Genomic DNA, 19,134 nt, shown 5'->3' on the forward strand with positions numbered 1-19,134 from the left:
ATGAACAGCGGGCAGATCGTTCCCGAGAACCGGCGTCGCAAGGTGGCGCCCTGGACCGAACGGCTGATCCGGGGCGCCCGCGTGGGGCAGGATCCGGCGCCGTCGTGGTTGATGGCGGCCTATGACCAGTTCCATGCCAAGGTGACCGATGCCGCCTATCCGTGCTTTTTCGGCACCCAGGCCGAGCGGCGCGGCGAGATGTTCTATGCCTGTGTCGAGGGTGGGGATCTGGCCGATCTGCCGGCGGCGATGACCCGCTTCCTCAATCTCGCGGCGGCGCGGCCGTCCGAGAAGAACAACTTCGCGTTGTTCTTCGAGCCGGACCCGCAGCCACTGTCGCATGGCGCTTATCGCGACCGCTTCTGGCGGGTGCTGCAGCATCTGCACGACCATGATCCGGCGCCCAGCATTGAGGCGCTGGAGACCGAGCCCGACGATGCCGCCTGGGAATTCAGCTATCAGGGCGAGCAGATGTTCGCGGTGGGCTGCACACCATCCTATCGCCAGCGCGACAGCCGCAATCTTGGGCCGGGCATGGTGATCCTGTTCCAGCCGCGATCGGTGTTCATCGACACCATCACCAAGCGCGAGATCGGCGCCGAGGCCCGCAGCCAGGTGCGCAAGCGCCTGCTGGCCTGGGATGGGATGGAGGTGCATCCCGATCTGGGCGTTTATGGAGACACCGAAAACCGCGAGTGGAAACAGTATTTCCTGGGCGACGACAACGCGCCGGAAACCGACCGCTGCCCGTTCCTGGTGCGTCGCGACCGCAGCTTCGCCGACACCATGTCGGGCGTGCTGGCGGGGCGCGGCCGTCACCAGCCCGATGCGCCGGCGATCTGCTTCCTGGCCGATGGCGAGACCGATGAGCGGCGGTTGAGCTATGGCGGCCTGGACGCGCGGGCGCGGGCGCTGGCGGCACGGCTGCGCGCCCATGCCGATGCCGGCGACCGGGCGATGCTGCTGCTGCCATCGGGGCTGGATTACGTCACCGCCTTCTTCGCCTGCCTGTATGCCGGCATCATCGCGGTGCCGGCCTATCCGGCCGAGACCGGCAATGCCCAACATCTGGCCCGGCTGAAGGCGATGGCCGATGACTGCGCGCCGCGCCTGCTGTTGACCGACGCGGCCCATCAGGGGCTGGTCGCCAACCTGGGTGCCGTGGAGGGCGCAACGACCCTGATCGTGGATCAGGAGACGGAAGCCGATGCGGCTTTCGAGCCGGTCGTGGCCACCCCCGCCGACATCGCCTTTCTGCAATACACCTCCGGCTCCACCGCCACGCCGAAGGGTGTGATGGTCAGCCATGGCAATCTGATGGCCAATCAGGTGCTGATCCGCAATCTGATGGGCTTCAGCCGTCATGACATCATGGTCAGTTGGCTGCCGCTCTATCACGACATGGGGCTGATCGGCGGGCTGCTGTCGCCGATCTTCGGCGGCATTCCGCTGATATTGATGGCCCCGCAACATTTTCTTGAACGGCCGGCGCGCTGGCTGCGGGCGATTTCGCGCCATGGCGGCACCGTCACCGGCGGCCCCGATTTTGCCTATCAGCTCTGCCTGGACCGGATCACCGTCGCCCAGATGGCCGATATCGACCTTGGCAGCCTCAGGCTCGCCTATTGCGGCGCCGAACCGATCCGGCCCGAGACCATGGCCGGGTTCCGCGATCGGTTTCTGGGCGCCGGGCTCGACCCGTTCGCGCTCTATCCCTGCTATGGGCTGGCCGAGGCCACGCTGTTGATTTCCGGCGGCCGCCCCGGCGCGGGCGCCACGGCGCTCAGCTTCGATGCGGCGGCCTTCGCCGCGGGCCGCGCGGTGCCGACCGACGGGACGGCCGATGACGTCGCGGTGCAGATCGATTGCGGCATCACCGCCGGCGCCCATGCGGTGGCGATCGTCGATCCCGCAACCGGCCGACGCTGCCCGGATGGCATGATCGGCGAGATCTGGTTCACCGGCCCCAGTGTCGCCACCGGCTATTGGAACCGCCCCGAGGCCACAGTCGAGACCTTTCATGCGACCATCACGGATGAGGAGGGCAGGGCAGCAACCCGCTATCTGCGCACCGGCGATCTGGGCGTGATCAGCCAGGGCCGGCTGGTGGTTTGCGGCCGATTGAAGGATCTGATCATCCTGCGTGGCCAGAATCTGTGGCCGCAGGATGTGGAGGCGACGGTCGACCGGCTGGGTCTGGTGCGCAAGGGCCGCATCGCCGCCTTCGCCGTGCCGACGGCGGCGGGAGAGGCGATCGGCATCGCCGCGGAAGTGTCGCGGCCGATGCTGCGCAAGCGCGGTGCCGATGCGATCCTGGCCGATATCCGCCGGGCGATCGCCGATCAGCATCAGGAACCGGCGGCGGTGGTGCTGTTGCTGGCGCCGGGCGATCTGCCCCGCACCACCAGCGGCAAGCTGCGCCGTTCGGCCTGTCTGGCGGGCTGGCGCGATGGCAGCCTTGTGCCGGTCGCCGTCCATGATCAGGGGGAAGCGGCGCCGGCCGGCGTGTCGGCCGCGGGCACCGGCAGCGACATGCCGACCGCGCGGCTTCAGGCGGTGTGGCAGTCGGTGTTCGGCCGGCCGGTCGGGCTGGACGAGGATTTCTTCGATCTGGGCGGCCAGTCGCTGCTGGCGGCCCGGCTGCTGGCCGAGGCCGGCGACGCGCTGGGTCTGATTCTGCCGCCGGCGGCCGTGTTCGATGCCCGCAGCATTCGCGCCCAGGCCGCCTGGATCGCCGATCACGGCGACCGGCTGGCCCGGCCATCCCTCGCTACGGTCGACACCGTGGTCTCGGAGGGCGGAGCCGATACAGCCGGGGCCGGCGGCGCCGGCCTGGCCCTGACGCCGGGGCAGGAGGGGCTGTGGTTCCTGTGGCGGATGGCGCCGGAGGCCGCCACCTATAACGTCGCGGGCGCCGTGACGTTTGATGGCACACTCGATGCGCCCTGCATGCGCCAGGCATTGCTGGCGGTGGTGCAGCGCCATGACGCGCTGCGCTGCCGGTTCGTCGAGGTGGCGGGCCGGCCCCGGCAGGTGATCGACCGGGACGCCCGCATCGACTGGGCGAAGGTCGACGCCGATGCCGTGGCCGACGGGCTGCGCGCGCATCTGGCCGCGGTCGCCGCCCGGCCCTTCGATCTGGAGGCGGGGCCGCTGCTGCGCGCCTGTCTGGTGCGGATCGCGCCCGACCGCCACGTTCTGCTGCTGGCGCTGCATCACATCGTCACCGACGCCTGGTCGGGGGATATCCTGCTGCGCGATCTGCTGACCGCCTATGCGGCCCTGGCCGGCGGTGCGGCGCCGGCATGGACGGCCCCCGCCGGCGATTACGCGGCGGTGATCGCCGCCGCCTGCGCTGCCGCCGATGACCGGCGGCTGGCCGAGGATCTGGCCTGGTGGACCGGGCGTCTGGGTCATGAGCACCCCGACGTGCTGCTGCCGGTCGACCGCGCCCGCCGGGGCGGCCGTGGCACCGCCGGCCGGCAGGTCAGCCGCACATTGCCGGCGGATCTGGTCGCACGGCTGGCCAGCCTGTCTCATGCCCGGGGCGCCACGCCGGTGATGGCGCTGCTCGCGGCGTTCAACGCGCTGCTGCACCGTATCGGCGGCCAGCCGGATATCCGTGTGGGTGTGGCGGTGGCGGGGCGTGGCGATGCCGCGCGTCGCGATCTGACCGGCTTCTTCGTCGATACCCTGGTGCTGCGGACGGATATCGCGCCCGGCCTGGGCTTCGATGCCCTCTTGCGGCGGGTGCGCGACGGTCTGCTGGATGCGCAGGCCCATGGCACGGTGCCGTTCGCGCGCCTGGTATCGGCCCTGCAACCCGACCGCGACCCGGCGCGCACGCCGCTGGTGCGGGTGATGTTCAATCATCATCCGGTGATGATCGGCGCGCAACTGCCGGCCGGCCCACTGACGGTTGCCGGGGTCGAGATCAATCCCGGCATCGCCCAGTTCGATCTGTCGCTGACCGTGGCCGAGGCGCCCGATGGCCGGCTGATCCTGGGCTTCGACTATCCGACCGACATCTTCGAGGATGCGACCGTCGAGCGTCTGGCCGATGATCTGGCGGGCGTGATTGCCCGGATCGTGGCGGCGCCGGAGACGGCACTTGGCACCCTGTCCCTGACCTTGCCCGCTCCCATGACGGCGCGGCGTCCGCGCGCTGCCTTCCGCCCCGTCGCCGATCGGCTCGCCGAACAGGCGGCGGCGCGGCCGCACGAGACCGCTCTGGTGGTCGATGGCGTCGCCATTGCACATGACGTGTTGGCGCGGAGGGCGGCCGGCATTGCCGGCAGGCTGATCGCCGGCGGCGTGGCGCCGGAAGAACCGGTGGGCCTGTGTGTCAGCCGGGGCGCCGGCATGGTCGCGGCATTGCTGGGGGTGTTCCGGGCGGGTGCGGCGGCGGTGCCGATCGACGCCGCCTATCCGCCGGCGCGGATCGGCGCGATGCTGGCCGATGCCGGTATCCGCCGGGTGATGGTCGATGGTGGCACTGCGTCGCGGCTGCCCGATCTGCCGGATGGCCCTGTCGCCATCGATATCGACACGGTGGATGGCCGGACCGGGGCGGGCGATGCCGTGCCGACGGCTGCCGTCATTCATCCTGATCAGCTTGCCTATGTCATCTATACCTCGGGCTCGACCGGCCGGCCCAAGGGGGTTGCGATCAGCCATGGCGCGCTGGCCGGCCATGTCGACGACTATCTTGAGCGGTTCGCGGTCAGCGCCGCCGATCGGGTGCTGCAATTCTCGACCATCAGCTTCGATGCCGCCTTCGAACAACTGCTGCCAGTGCTGGCGGTGGGCGGTGTGGCGGTGCTGCGCGGCCCGGATCTGTGGGATTTCGACACGCTGAACACGCGCCTGCGGGCCGATCGGGTGACCCTGGCCTATCTGCCCACCGGCTATTGGCGGCAATGGCTGCGGCGCCTGCCGGATGATCTGCCCGATCTGCGGCTGATGGCGGTGGGCGGCGAGGCGCTGTCGGGCGACGCCCTGGCGGCGTGGCGGGGGGGGCCGCTTGGGTCTGTCGCCTTCCGCAACAGCTATGGCCCGACCGAGGCCACGATCACCGTCACCGATCATGTGCCGGGCGATGACGAGGCGGCGGCGGCGATGGTGGCGATCGGCCGGCCCTGGCCGGGGCGGCCGGCGCTGGTGCTGGACGGCGCCGGCAATCCCGTGCCGCTGGGCGGCTATGGCGAGCTGTGCCTGGGCGGCGATCTGCTGGCGCGGGGTTATCTGGGCCGGCCGGGGCTGACGGCCGAACGCTTCGTGCCCGATGCCTTCGGCGCGCCCGGCGCCCGGCTGTATCGCAGCGGCGATCTGACCCGCCCGCAAGCCGGTGGCGTGATCGGCTTTCTGGGCCGGATCGATAGCCAGATCAAGCTGCGCGGCTTCCGGATCGAGCCGGGCGAGATCGAAGCGGCGCTGCGGTCGGTGGCCGGCGTGCGTGATGCCGTGGTCAGCCTGGTGGATGGCGCGGGTGACGCCCGCCGGCTGGTGGCCCATGTCGCGGCCGATGCCGATACCGTCACCGCCGATATGCTGTCGCAGGCGCTGGCGGCCGGTCTGCCCGATTACATGCTGCCATCGGCGATCGTGGTCATACCGGCGCTACCGCTCTTGCCGAACGGCAAGGTCGATCGTCGGGCGCTGGTCATACCGGATATGGCCAGCGGCGCCGGTGCCGCGCCGGCGAGCGAGATCGAGGCGCGGTTGCTGGGCATCTGGCAGGCGGTGCTGGGCCGCACCGATATCGGCATCCATGACAGCTTCTTCGATCTGGGCGGGGATTCGATCCTCAGCCTGCAAGTGGTGGCACGGGCGCGGGATGCGGGCCTGAAGATCACCCCGCGACAGGTGTTCGACCATCCGCGCATCGACCGTCTGGCGGCCCATGTGGTGCCGCTGGCGGCGGTTGTGGTGCAGCCCGAAATCCACGATCGCGACCTGCCCCTGACCCCGGTTCAGCGCCGCTTCCTGGCCCGCAACCCGCAGGGGCCGGGGCACTGGACGCAGGCGGTGGTGCTGGAACTGGCGGATGGCCTTGGCGCCGATGCGGTGTCCGTGGCGCTGGATGTGCTGACCAATCGCCACGACGCGCTGCGCCTGCGGTTCCACCGTGATGGCGACGGCGCATGGCATCAGCGGCTGACCGCCGCCCCTATCCGGCCGGTGCTGGAAGAGCTGATGGTGGACGACGCGGCCATGGATGCCGCGGCGCTCCGGCTTCAGGCATCGATCGACATCACCAGCGGGCCGCTGGTCGCGGCCGGCCTGTTCCGGCGCGCGGTTGGCCCGGATCTGCTGATGGTCGCCATCCATCATCTGGCGGTGGACGGCGTGTCATGGCGGGTGCTGATCGACGAACTGGGCGTTCTGCTGGCCGAGGCACGCGCGCCGGCGGTGCTGCCGGCGCTGACGACGCCGTGGAGCCATTGGACCCACGCCCTGGCCGATCATTGCGCGGCGCCGGCGGTGCAGGCCGAGGCGGATTGGTGGCGCCGGCATCTCGCGGGGGCAGGGCAGGTCTTCGGTCCCGCGCGGTCCGGCATGCGGTGCGCTCTGGACTGGCAGATGGATGGCGACCGGCTGACGGCGCTGCTGGCCGGGCTGTCGGGGCGCGTCGGCGTCGACGAGCTGGTGCTGGCGGCGGTGGCCCGGGCGCTGGCGCCGCTGGCGGATGATGGCGATGCCGCCATTCTGATCGATCTGGAAGGCCATGGTCGCGAGGCCACTGCCGTCGATCTTCTTGCCGCCGATCTGGATCTCAGCCGCACGATCGGCTGGTTCACCAGCCGGTTCCCCGTGGCGCTGCCGCTTGTGCAGGACGAGGCGGGGCTGCTGGCCGGCGTGCGCCAGAGCCTGCGCGGCCTGCCGGCCAGGGGCCTCCATCACGGCTGGCTGCGGGATCTGGACGAGATGGCGCCGCCTTCGGTCAGCGTCAATTATCTGGGGCGGTTCGATCAGCCGGCCGGCGACGTCGTGGCTCGCCTGACGCCGATGGTGCTGGGGCGGCCGGCCGGCGATGTGCAGCCGGAACACGCGCTCGACATCAACGCCATGATCATCGGCGGCGCGCTTCGGGTGCGGATCGATGCCGACAGTGCTGCACTCGATACCACGGCCCTGGCGGATTTCACCCGCCGCTTCGGCGCCGCGCTGGCGGCGCTGACCGACAATCTGGCGGCGACGGGTCCGTTGCCGGTGCCGGCGGATTTCCCGCTGGCCGGGCTGTCTGGGGCCGATCTGGCGCGCATCATGGCCCGAGGGGCACCGGTCGACGACATCTATCCGGCCACCGCCATGCAGCAGGGCATGCTGTATCATGGCCAGCGCAATGCCGGTGACGGGTTGTATGTCAATCAGTTGCGGCTGACGCTTGCCGCAGGCGGGCTGGATCCGGATGCGCTGGGGGCGGCCTGGACGGCGGCGATCGCACGCCATGGCGCCTTGCGCAGCCGGTTCGACTGGGGCGATGACGGCATCTGCCGGCAGGTGGTGCAGGGCGCGGCCGCGCTGCCGCTGGTGGTGCACGACCCGCTGGCGGCCGACACGGTGGGCCATGACCGGGCGCTTCACGACTGGATGGCGCGCGATGCCGCCGCCGGTTTCGATCCGGCGCAGGCGCCGTTGATGCGCGTGGCGGTGTTTCCGCGCCCCGATGGCGGCCATGATCTGGTCTGGACCTGCCATCACGCGATCACCGATGGCTGGAGCACGGCGGCGCTGCTGGCCGAAATCGCGGCCGATCATGATGCCGCGCGCGCCGGCACGCCGCTGGACCTCACCCCATCGCCATCCTGCCGCGATTATCTGGTCTGGCGCGACCATCAGCCCGATGACCGCGACTGGTGGCAGGCGGAACTGGGCGGCGAGGGCGATCCGGTGACCTTGACCGGAACGCTTGGCCGGCCGTCGCGGCCGGAGCCGGGCATTTACCGCCAGATCACCCGGATCGATGCCGCCGGCACGGCCCGGCTGAAGGCGGCCGCGGCCGCGGCCGGTGTGACCTTGAACACGCTGGTGCAGGGCGCATGGGCCCTGACACTGGCCCGCTTCGGCGGCGGCGGCCCGGTGGCCTTCGGGGTGACGATGTCTGGCCGACCCGCCGGCCTGGCGGGGGTCGAGCGTATGCAGGGGCTGTTCATCACCAGCCTGCCGGTGCGCGTGGCGGTGCCGGGATCGATGGCGCCTGCCGCATGGCTGCGGGCGCTTCAGGATCGGAACACCGACCGCCAGGATCATCAGCACGCCAGCCTGGGCGATATCCGGCGCTGGACCGGCCTTGCCGGCGATGCGCTGTTCGACAGCCTGCTGGTGTTCGAGAATTATCCGGTCGCCGAGGGCTTGCGTGAGACCGGCTTCGGTGGCCGGATCACCACCATCGACATGGCGGAGCGCACCGAATATCCGCTGACCCTGGCGGTGCTGCCGGGCGACGGCCTGGATCTGCGCTGGGACTGGGACGGCGCCCGCATCGACCGGGCCGCGATCGGCGAGATGGCGGCGGCCCTGACATATCTGCTGGAGGCGCTGGCCGATCAGATCGACCGGCCGGATAATGGCCTGCCGCTGGGCGCCATCCACCTGCCACGGTCGCTGCCACAGGCCGGCATGGCCGTGCCCTCGCCGTCAGTTCCCTTCCGCTCCGTCGTCGAGCGGATCGCCGGTCTGGCTTCGGCGGCACCCGACCGGCCGGCGGTCTCTTGCGGCGCCGAGCGGATCGACCGTGCCGGGCTCGACGACTGGTCGAACCGCATCGGCCAGAGCCTGAAGCGCCATGGCATCGGCCGCGATCAGCGGGTGGGCCTGTGCGTCGAGCGGTCGATCGGCCTGGTGGCCGGTGTTCTGGGGGTGCTGAAAGCCGGCGGCGCCTATGTGCCGCTGGACCCCGCCTATCCGGTGGAGCGGCTGCGGGCGACGGTGGCCGATAGCGGCATGCGGGTGATCCTGGTCGACGCGGCGGGCGCTGCGGCGCTGGGCGCCATGCCGGACGATGTCGTCATCCTGCGGCTGGACGATCCGGCCGACGCGCCGGGCGAGGGCGAGGGGGGGCGCGGCTTCGCCCCGATCGAACCCATCCATCCGGACCAGCTCGCCTATGTCATCTATACCTCGGGCTCGACAGGCGTGCCCAAGGGGGTTGGCATCACCCATCGCAATCTGGCGCGGCTGCTGGATGCGACCGCGCCCTGGTATGGCTTCGGCCCCGACGACGTCTGGCCGCTGTTCCATTCCTTCGCCTTCGACGTGTCGGTGTGGGAGCTGTTCGGCGCCCTGGTCCATGGCGGCCGGCTGGTGGTGGTGCCGTATTGGACCGCTCGCGCGCCTGAAGAGCTTCATGCCCTGCTCAGGGCCGAACGGGTGACGGTGCTGAACCAGACGCCATCTGCCTTCCTGCCGCTGATGCAGGCGGATATGACGGCATCACAGCGATTAACCGACATCCGGGTGATCGTGTTCGCCGGCGAGAAGCTGGAGCCGGCGGCGCTGGCGCCCTGGCTGGCGTTGCGCGGCGCTTCGGCGCCACAGATCATCAACATGTATGGCATCACCGAAACCACGGTGCATGTCACCTATCGCGAGACGACCGCGGCCGATGCGCGCGCCCTGCCGCCGCGCAGCCTGATCGGCGTGCCGATCCCGGATCTGGACCTGCATGTTCTGGACGCCGACCTGAACCCGGCGCCCCGCCATGGTGTGGGCGAGCTGTTCGTGGGCGGCCCCGGCCTTGCCCGTGGCTATCTGGGCCGGCCGGCGCTGACGGCGGAGCGCTTCATCCCCGATCCGTTCGGGGCGCCGGGCGCGCGGTTGTACCGGTCGGGCGATCTGGCCCGGCTTCTGGCCGATGGTGACCTCGACTATATCGGCCGCAGCGATTTTCAGGTGAAGATCCGGGGCTTCCGGATCGAGCTGGGCGAGATCAATGCCGCTTTGTTGAGCCATCCTGCCGTGCGCGAGGCGGCGGCCCTGGCGGTGCATGGTGCTGCCGGGGACGGCCGGCCGGGCGACCCGCCGCGCATCGTCGCCTGGGTGGTGGCCGATGCCGACGGGGATGTCGATGCCGCCGGCCTGCGCGCCCATCTGGCCGACCGGCTGGCGCCGCATATGCTGCCGCAGGCCTTCGTGATGATCGACCGTATGCCGTTGACGGTGAACGGCAAGCTGGACCGGGCGAAGCTGCCGGCGGCGATGCCGGCGGAACCGCGCATCATCGATGCGGGAACGGTTGCTGCGACGGAAACCGAACGGCGGCTGGGGCAGATCTGGGCATCGGTTCTGGGGGCGGGCGTTGCGGCCGGATCGGACGGCGTGGCACGGCTGGGCGCCGGCGACGACGTGTTCCTGCATGGGGCGGATTCGCTGCTGGCCATGCGGGCGCTGGCACGGATCCGCGCCGAATTCGGCGTGTCGCTGGCGCTGAAGCTGCTGTTCGACCAGCCGGTGATCGGCGATCAGGCGGCGATGATCGATGCCGCCGCCCAGGCGGTCGACGCCCCTGTGCCGCGGCGCCCGGCGGCGATGGCCGATCTGGTGCCGTTGACCGCCGGCCAGGAAGGGCTGTGGTTCCTGTGGCGGATGGACCCTGCGAGCGCCGCCTATAACGTCTCGGGCGCGCTGGAGATCGCGGGATCGCTCGACATCGAGGCCTTGCGGCAGGCGGTTGCCGCCGTGGTCGCGCGGCACGAGGCACTGCGGGTGCGGTTTGTCGAGACCGATAACGGGGTGGCGCAGCGCATCCTGGCCGATGCGGCCTTCGACTGGTCGGTGGTCGATCTGGCGGTGGTCGATCTGGCCGGGGATGATCTGGCAGGAGATGATGCGGCGCCGCGCGGATGCCTGCACGACGCCGCGATGCGGCCCTTCGCGCTCGATCGCGGCCCGATGCTGCGGGCGATGCTGGTCCGGTGTGGTGAGACCCGCCATGTGCTGGCGCTCGGCGCCCATCATATCGTCTCGGACGGCGCGACCATGACCGTGCTGGCCGAAGAGGTGGCGGCGGTCTATCGCGCAGGGGTTGTGGGCGAGGCAGCGACGCTGCCGGTGCCGGCGATCAACTGGGGCGACTGGGCGGCGTGGTCGCGCGCGGCGCTGGATGGCGGCGCGCTGGATGATCAGATCGCCTATTGGCGCCGGACGCTCGGCACCGATCATCCGGTTCTGCGGCTGCCGCAGGACCGCACGCGCCGGCAGGCGGCAAACCCCGCCGGCGGGCGGGTGACGCGGCATCTGGATGGCGTGGCGACCGCCGCCCTGCGCCGGGTGGCGCAGGGGCAGGGTGCCACCCTGTTCATGGTGCTGCTGGCGGGGCTCGACCTGCTGCTCTATCGCAATGGCGGCGACACCGAGATCCGCGTCGGCGTGCCGATGTCGGGCCGGACCCGGCCCGAGGCGGAGCGGATGGCGGGCTTCTTCGTCAACACCCTGGTCATGACCGCAGACCTCACCGGATCGATGCGGCTGTCGGCGCTGATCGCCCAGATCCGTGACCGCACCCTGGCGGCACAGGCCAATCAGGATGTGCCCTTCGCGCATCTGGCAACCCGGCTGGGCGGCCCCGGCCGCAATCCGCTGTTCCAGGTGATGTTCAACCTTCAGCAGATGGATGCGGCCGCACTCGACCTCGGCCGCGGCATGACGGTTACGCTCGCCGAGACGCCGGTTGAAACCGCGCGCTTCGATCTGGTGCTCGACATCCTCGAGTCCGCCGGCGGCCTGCGGGTCGCGGTCGACTATGCCGCCGATATCTTCGATGCCGCCACCGCCGAACGGCTGGCCGATCAGTATCTGGGCCTGATCGACATCATCACCGCCGGCGATGATCCGCAACTGGCGGCGATCGCCATCGGCGGGCCGGCGCCAGCGCCGGCCCGCAGGCTTGCCTTCAACCCGGTTGCCGGGCGGATCGCCGCCCGCGCCGCCATCGCCGGCGATGCCGAGGCCGTGGCCTGCGAGGGGCAGCGCCTCAGCCATGGCGACATCGACCGGCTGTCGAACCATATCGCACGGGCCCTGCTCGACCGGGGCTTGGCGGTCGAAGAGCGGGTGGGGCTGTGCCTGACCCGCACCGCCCGGTTGCCCGCCGCCCTGATCGGGGTTCTGAAGGCCGGCGGCGCCTTCGTGCCGCTGGATCCGGCCTATCCGGAAGACCGCCTGCGCGACATGATCGAGGATGCCGGTATCGGGCTGATCGTCACCGATGCCGCGACCGAAGCGGCGCTGCCCGATCTGCTGGCGGGCCGGCAGAGGCTGCGGATCGAGGATTGCGCGGCGGATGACGGCAGGGCCTGCGCGCCGGTCGCCATGCCGGTGCACCCGCATCATCTGGCCTATGTGATCTATACCTCCGGCTCCACCGGCCGGCCGAAGGGGGTGGCGATCAGCCATGATGCCTTCAGCCTGCATATGGATGATTTCATCGCCAGCTATGGCATCAGCGCCGACGACGTGGTGTTGCAGCAGTCGACGATCAATTTCGACGTCGCCCTGCACGAGATGCTGCCGGCGCTGATCATGGGTGGCCGCATCGTGATGCGCGGTCCCGATCTGTGGGATCTGGCGACGCTGAGCCGCACGCTTGCCGATGAGCGGGTGACGTTTTCGCGGATCCCCACCGCCTATTGGCAGCAATGGCTGCGCAACCCGCCGGCCAGCCTGCCGCATCTGCGGCAGGTGACGGTGGGCGGCGAGGCGCTGCCCGGCGATGCGCTGATGCGCTGGCGGCGCACGACGCTGCGCGATATCCGGCTCGACAATCTGTATGGGCCGACCGAAACCACGGTCGCGTCGCTGTTCCACACCACCAGTGCCGCCGACGAGGCCGAGGCCATCGTGCCGATCGGCCGGCCCTATCCGGGCCGGACGGCGATGGTGATCGATACCGATGGAAACATCGTACCCACAGGAGGTTATGGCGAACTCTGCATCGGCGGTGACAGCCTGGCGCGCGGCTATCTGGGCCGTGCCGCGCAGACCGCCGAGCGCTTCGTGCCGGATGAGACCGGTGCCCCCGGATCGCGGCTCTATCGCACCGGCGATCTGTGCCGGGCCAGGGCCGATGGCACGATCGATTTCCTGGGCCGGCTGGACGCGCAGGTGAAGCTGCGCGGCTTCCGGATCGAGCTTGGCGAGATCGAGGCGGCGATGCGCGCCTGCGCCGGTGTGGGTGATGCGGTGGCCGCCGTGACCGGCGCGGGTGAAGGCCGGCGGCTTGCCGGCTATGTCACCGGCGATGCGGCACCGGCTGCCGTGCTGGCGGCCCTGGCCGCGCGGCTGCCGGCGCATATGGTGCCGGCCACGATCACCGTGCTGGATGCGCTGCCACTGATGCGCAATGGCAAGGTCGACCGCAAGGCACTGCCGGAACCCGATATGACGGTTGGCGGCGCATGCGTGGCGCCGCGCGGCGATGCCGAAGCCGCCCTGCTGGCGGTGTGGCAGGCGGTGCTGGGGCGCGATGATTTCGGTGTCACCGACGGTTTCTTCGAACTGGGCGGCGACTCGATCCTCAGCCTGCAGGTGGTGGCCCGGGCCCGCGGCGCCGGCTGGGAGATCACCCCCCGCGACCTGTTCGAACATCCGCGTATCGACCAGCTCGCGGCCGTGGCGAGGCCCGCCGGGGTGATTGAGGCGCTGACCGAACTGGTCGATCAGGATCTGCCGCTGACCCCTATTCAGCGCGGCTTCCTGGCCCGCAACCCGGAACTGCCGGCGCATTGGAACCAGGCCGTGCTGCTGGCGGTGGCCGATGGCATCGGCCAGAAGGCGATCGCCGACGCGCTGGCGGCACTGGTGGCGCGCCATGATGCCCTGCGCCTGCGGATGGTGCAGACACAGGACGGTCAGTGGCATCAGCGGGTGGCGGCGGTCGAGACGGCGGCACCATTGCTGGTGGCGCAGGAGGTGGGCGCCGACGGGCTTCAGGATGCCTGCACCGCGGTTCAGGCCAGCCTGGACCCGCGCCATGGACCGGTGATCCGTGGTGGTTTGTTCCGCCTGCCCGATGGCAGCCGGCGGTTGCTGATCGCCGTGCATCATCTGGCGGTGGACGGGGTGTCGTGGCGGGTACTGGCCGGCGATCTGGACCAGATGCTTGGCGGCGATGGCGCCCTGCTGCCGCCGGTGCCGGTGCCGTGGAGCCGCTGGGCCGTGGCGCAGGCCGCCCATGCCGCCACAGCCGGCGAGGCCGGATGGTGGCAGGCGGCCCTGGCCGATGCCGCGCCCTGTTTTGCCGATAGCGACGGCCCGGCGGGCCTGCGGCACGACTGGGCTCTGGATGCGGCTGAAACCCGGCTGCTGACCGAGGATCTGCCCCGTCGACTGCGGATCGGTGTCGACGATCTGCTGGTGGCAGCGCTGGCGATGGCGGCCGGTGGCGTCACCGGGGCCGAACGGGTGCTGATCGACCTTGAGGGCCATGGCCGCGATCTGGAGATGTCGGATTCTGGCCTGGATGTCAGCCGCACGGTGGGCTGGTTCACCAGCCGCTATCCGGTGGCGATCGCTGTGGGCGGCGATGATATGGCGATGGTGCTGGCCGATACCCGCCAGCGCCTGCGCGCTGTGCCGGATCACGGCATCCGCTTCGGCATGCTGCCGGCCGATGCCCTGGCGGCGATGCCTGTGGCCGATATCGGTTTCAACTATCTGGGCCGGATCGATCTTGGGGTGGCGGCCGGTGACCGCTTCACCCTGGCGGACGAGGCGCCGGGCCGGAGCATCGCCGAGGGATTGCGGTTCAGCGACCATAAGCTTGCGGTCGATGCGATGATCAGCGGCGGCCGGCTGTCGGTGTCGTGGCGGTCGGATGGCGCGGTGGCGGATGACGTGGCCCTGACCCGCCTGTCCGACCGCTTCGCGGCGGCGCTGCGGGCGCTGATCGACCATGGGCTGCATGGCCGGCCGCTGGCGGTGCCGGCCGATTTCCCGCTGGCCGGGCTCGATGCCCCGGCGCTGGCACGGCTGGATGTGGCGCTGGATGCGGTGGAAGACATCTATCCGGCAACCGCTTTGCAACAGGGGCTGCTGTTCCACAGCGCCGGCGACGATACCGGCCTTTATCTCAACCAGTTGCATCTGGTTCTGGAATCGGACGCCGACTGCGCGCGGCTGGTGGCGGCCTGGGAGCGGGCGGTGGATCGCCACCCGATCCTGCGCACGGGCTTCGACTGGCGCCATGGCGGCCAGGCCGTGCAGGTGGTGCGGCGGCGGGCAAGCCTGCCGGTCAGCCATCATCACTGGCACGCGGCCGATCAGGCGGCCCATGACCATCGGCTGGCGGCTTGGGCAGCCGGGGATCGCGCGGCCGGAATCGACGTCACCACGGCACCCTTGATGCGGCTGGCCCTGTTCAGCCGGCCCGATGGCGGCCATGACCTCATCTGGACCAGCCATCACGCCTTGAGCGATGGCTGGAGTCTGGCGCGGTTCATGGCCGAGATCGTCGCCGATTACGATGCCACCAGCCGTGGCGAGGCGCCGGCTCTGCCGCCGGTGCCGCCCTATCGCGATTACGTTGCCTGGACACAGCACCAGCCCGATCCCGAGCCCTGGTGGCGGGCGCAGATCGCGCGGGTGGACGAACCGGCGCGGCTGGGGAACTGGATAACCGAGCCCGCGGACCCGCAAGGGTCATTTACATTGGAAACCCCGCTCGATGCGGCGCAGACCGAACGGCTGCGCGTGGCGGCCGCTGCCGCCAACGTCACCGTCAACACGCTGGTGCAGGGCGCCTGGGCGCTGCTGCTGGCCCGCTTCGGCGCGCGCGATCAGGTGGTGTTCGGCGTGACGGTGTCGGGCCGCCCCGCCGATCTGCCGGGTGCCGATCGGATGCTCGGCCTGTTCATCAACAGCCTGCCGCTGTGGGTAGATCTTGACCCGGCGCGGCGGCTGGACGACTGGCTGCGCGATCTTCAGGCCATGAACGGCGCGCTGCGGGCGGTGGAGGCAACGCCGCTTGGTGCCGTGCAGCGCTGGTCGGGCTTGAGCGGTGACGCGCTGTTCGACAGCCTGCTGGTGTTCGAGAATTATCCGGTGGAGGCGGGCCTGCGGTCATCGGGCCTGGGAGCCGTCACCCGGCGGGTGGCGATGGCCGAACGGACCCATTATCCATTGACGCTTGCGGCCGTTCCCGGCGACCGGCTGGAACTGCGCTGGGGCATCGATGGCAGCCGCATCGACCGGCAGACCGCCGGGGACATCGCCGGCGATTTCGTCGACCTGCTCGACAGGCTGCCGGGGCTGATGACTGGGACGGCGCAGAAGGCCGGGCAGGCGCTGGGCGGCATCGGGCTGCGATCGGCGGCCGGTGCCATCGATGGCGGCGCTCTGCCGGCATCGGCGGCATTCCGTCCGGTCACCGGGCAGATTTCGGCGCAGGCGCTGCGGCGGCCGGCGGCAACCGCACTGGTGTGCGAGGGCCGGGCGATCGGCTATGCGACGCTGGACGCCTGGGCCAACCGGATCGCGCAGGCGCTGCTGGACGGCGGCACCCCAGGCGACGCGCGCCCCGAAGACCGTGGCGAGGACCGGGTGGGTCTGGCGGTCACCCGTGGCCCGGCGATGGTGGCGGGTTTGCTGGGCATCATGAAAGCCGGCGCCATGGTGGTGCCGATGGATCCGGATTATCCGGCGGCACGGCTGGCCGACATGCTGGATGACGCGGCTATCCGGCGGGTCGTTGCCGATGATGCCAGCCGCCAGCGTCTGGCGGCGGTGCTGGGCGACCGGCTGGTGATCGATCCTGAGGCGGCGGTGGATGCGGCGTCAGGGGCGGCGCCGGCGATCGACCGGGTGATGCACCCGGCCGCGCTTGCCTATGTCATCCACACCTCAGGCTCGACCGGCCGGCCCAAGGGGGTCGGTGTGCCGCATGGCGCGCTGGCGCTGCATGTCGATGCCTATGCCGACCGGATGGGGCTGACCGATGCCGACCGGGTGCTTCAGCTCTCGACGGTCAATTTCGATGCGGCCTTCGAACAGCTTCTGCCGGTGCTGTGCCGTGGCGGCACCGTGGTGCTGCGCGGCCCCGAGATGTGGGATTTCGCCACGCTCAACACCCGGCTCGCCAATGACCGGGTGACCCTGGCCTATCTGCCGACCGGCTATTGGCGGCAATGGCTGCGGACACTGCCCGATGGTCTGGGATCCGGCCTGCCCGATCTGCGGCTGGTCACCGTGGGCGGCGAGGCACTGGCGGGCGATGCGCTGGCGGCATGGCGTGCCGGCCCGCTGGGGCATCTGCCCTTCCAGAACACCTATGGCCCGACCGAGGCCACGATCACCGCGACCGGCCATGCGCCGGCACCGGCGGACGACGCGCTGGCGGCGGTGCCGATCGGCCGGCCCTGGCCCGGCCGGCACCTGCTGGTGGTGGATACCGGCGGCAACCCCGTGCCGGCGGGGGCTGTGGGCGAGTTGTGCATCGGCGGCGATGCCCTGGCGCGCGGCTATCACGGCCGGCCCGGGCTGACCGCCGAACGCTTCGTGCCCGACGACAGCGGCCCCGTCGGCGGCCGGCTGTATCGCACCGGCGATCTGGTGCGGCTGGGCCGGGATGGCGTGATCGGCTTCCTGGGCCGGATCGATGCCCAGATCAAGCTGCGCGGCTTCCGGATCGAGACCGGCGAGATCGAGGCGGTGCTGCGCGCGGTGGATGGTGTGCGCGATGCCGTGGCCGGGTTGACCGGCCCGGCGGACAGCCGCCGGCTGGTGGCCCATGTCGCGGGCGATGCCGATGTCGAGACCCTGACGGCGGCGCTGGCGGCACGGCTGCCCGAGTATATGCGGCCGCAGACGATCATGGTCATGGACGCCCTGCCGCTGCTGCCGAATGGCAAGATCGACCGCAGGACGCTGCCGGAGCCGGATGCCCTGCCGGTGGCGGTGGTGGCGCCGCGGACCGCGACGGAACAGACCCTGCTCGATATCTGGCAGGCGGTTCTGGGGCGGCGGGATTTCGGCGTCACCGACAGCTTCTTCGACCTGGGCGGCGATTCGATCCTCAGCCTGCAACTGGTGGCGCGGGCGCGTGAGGCGGGCCTTGCGGTGACGCCGCGTCAGGTGTTCGCGCATCCGCAGATCGCCGGTCTGGCCATGGTCGTGCAGCCGCTCGACCCGGTGGTGAGCCACGCCATCGCGCAGGATTTCAGTGACCTGCGGGCGGTTCTGGCCGATCTGGGTGAGAACTTCCAGGCGATCGACGACGTCTATCCGGCGACACCGCTGCAACAGGGGCTGCTGTTCCATGCCCGGATCGGTGCCCGCGACGGGCTGTATGTCAACCAGTTGCGGCTGACCATCGATGGTGCCTTGGACCCGGAGGCCCTGCAGGCGGCATGGCAGGCGGCGATCGATCGCCATCCGGTGCTGCGCACCCGGTTCGAATGGCGCCATGGCGGCGATGCGTTGCAGGTGGTGCAGCGCCGGGCGGCGCTGGTGATCGGCCAGGACGACTGGATGGCCGCGGATGTGGTGGACCACGATGCCCGGCTGGCGGCGTGGTGCGCCGAAGATGTGGCGCGGGGTTTCGACCTGACCCGGGCGCCGCTGATGCGGCTGAACCTGTTCCGGCGCCCCGATGGTGGCCAGGATCTGGTCTGGACCATGCACCATGTCATCACCGATGGCTGGAGCACGGCGCGGCTGCTGCGCGAGATCGCCACGGATTATGCCGCCCGGCTGGCAGGCGGCGCGGCCGACCTGCCGGCGCCGGCGCCCTATCGCGATTATGTCGCGTGGCTGGCGGCACAGCCTTCGCCCGAGGGCTGGTGGCGGGCACAGGCGGCGCGGATCGCCGATCCGGTGACGCTGACCGCGGCCCTGGCGCCGGCCGATCCGTCGGCGGGGCTGCCCGATGACGGCGACGATGATCTGCGCGTCGTGCTGGACGCGGATGTCAGCGCCCGGCTGGCGGCCCTGGCGCGCCGGGCCGGGGTGACGTTGAACACCGTGGTTCAAGGTGCCTGGGCGCTGCTGCTGGCGCGGCTGGGCGGCGGCGATCAGGTGGCGTTCGGCGTGACCGTGGCCGGGCGTCCGGCAGGGCTTGCCGGGGTGGAGGCGATGCAGGGCCTGTTCATCAACAGCCTGCCGCTGTTCGTCGATCTGCCGGCATCGATGTCGCTGGGC

Annotated in this window: 1 protein-coding gene (running past one end of the window); it reads left to right on the top strand. The window is 70.7% G+C overall.

The window, feature by feature from the left end; genetic code table 11:
• A protein-coding gene (locus tag WG924_RS04910; protein ID WP_345931903.1) for a non-ribosomal peptide synthase/polyketide synthase crosses the window boundary here: on the top strand, positions 1–19,134 show its 5' portion. 3,600 nt of this gene lie beyond the right edge of the window; 19,134 of the gene's 22,734 nt are visible here — the first part of the coding sequence; it begins with the start codon at positions 1–3; the stop codon falls past the right edge of the window.

This window comes from Tistrella arctica (assembly GCF_039630945.1).
Taxonomy (GTDB): domain Bacteria; phylum Pseudomonadota; class Alphaproteobacteria; order Tistrellales; family Tistrellaceae; genus Tistrella; species Tistrella bauzanensis.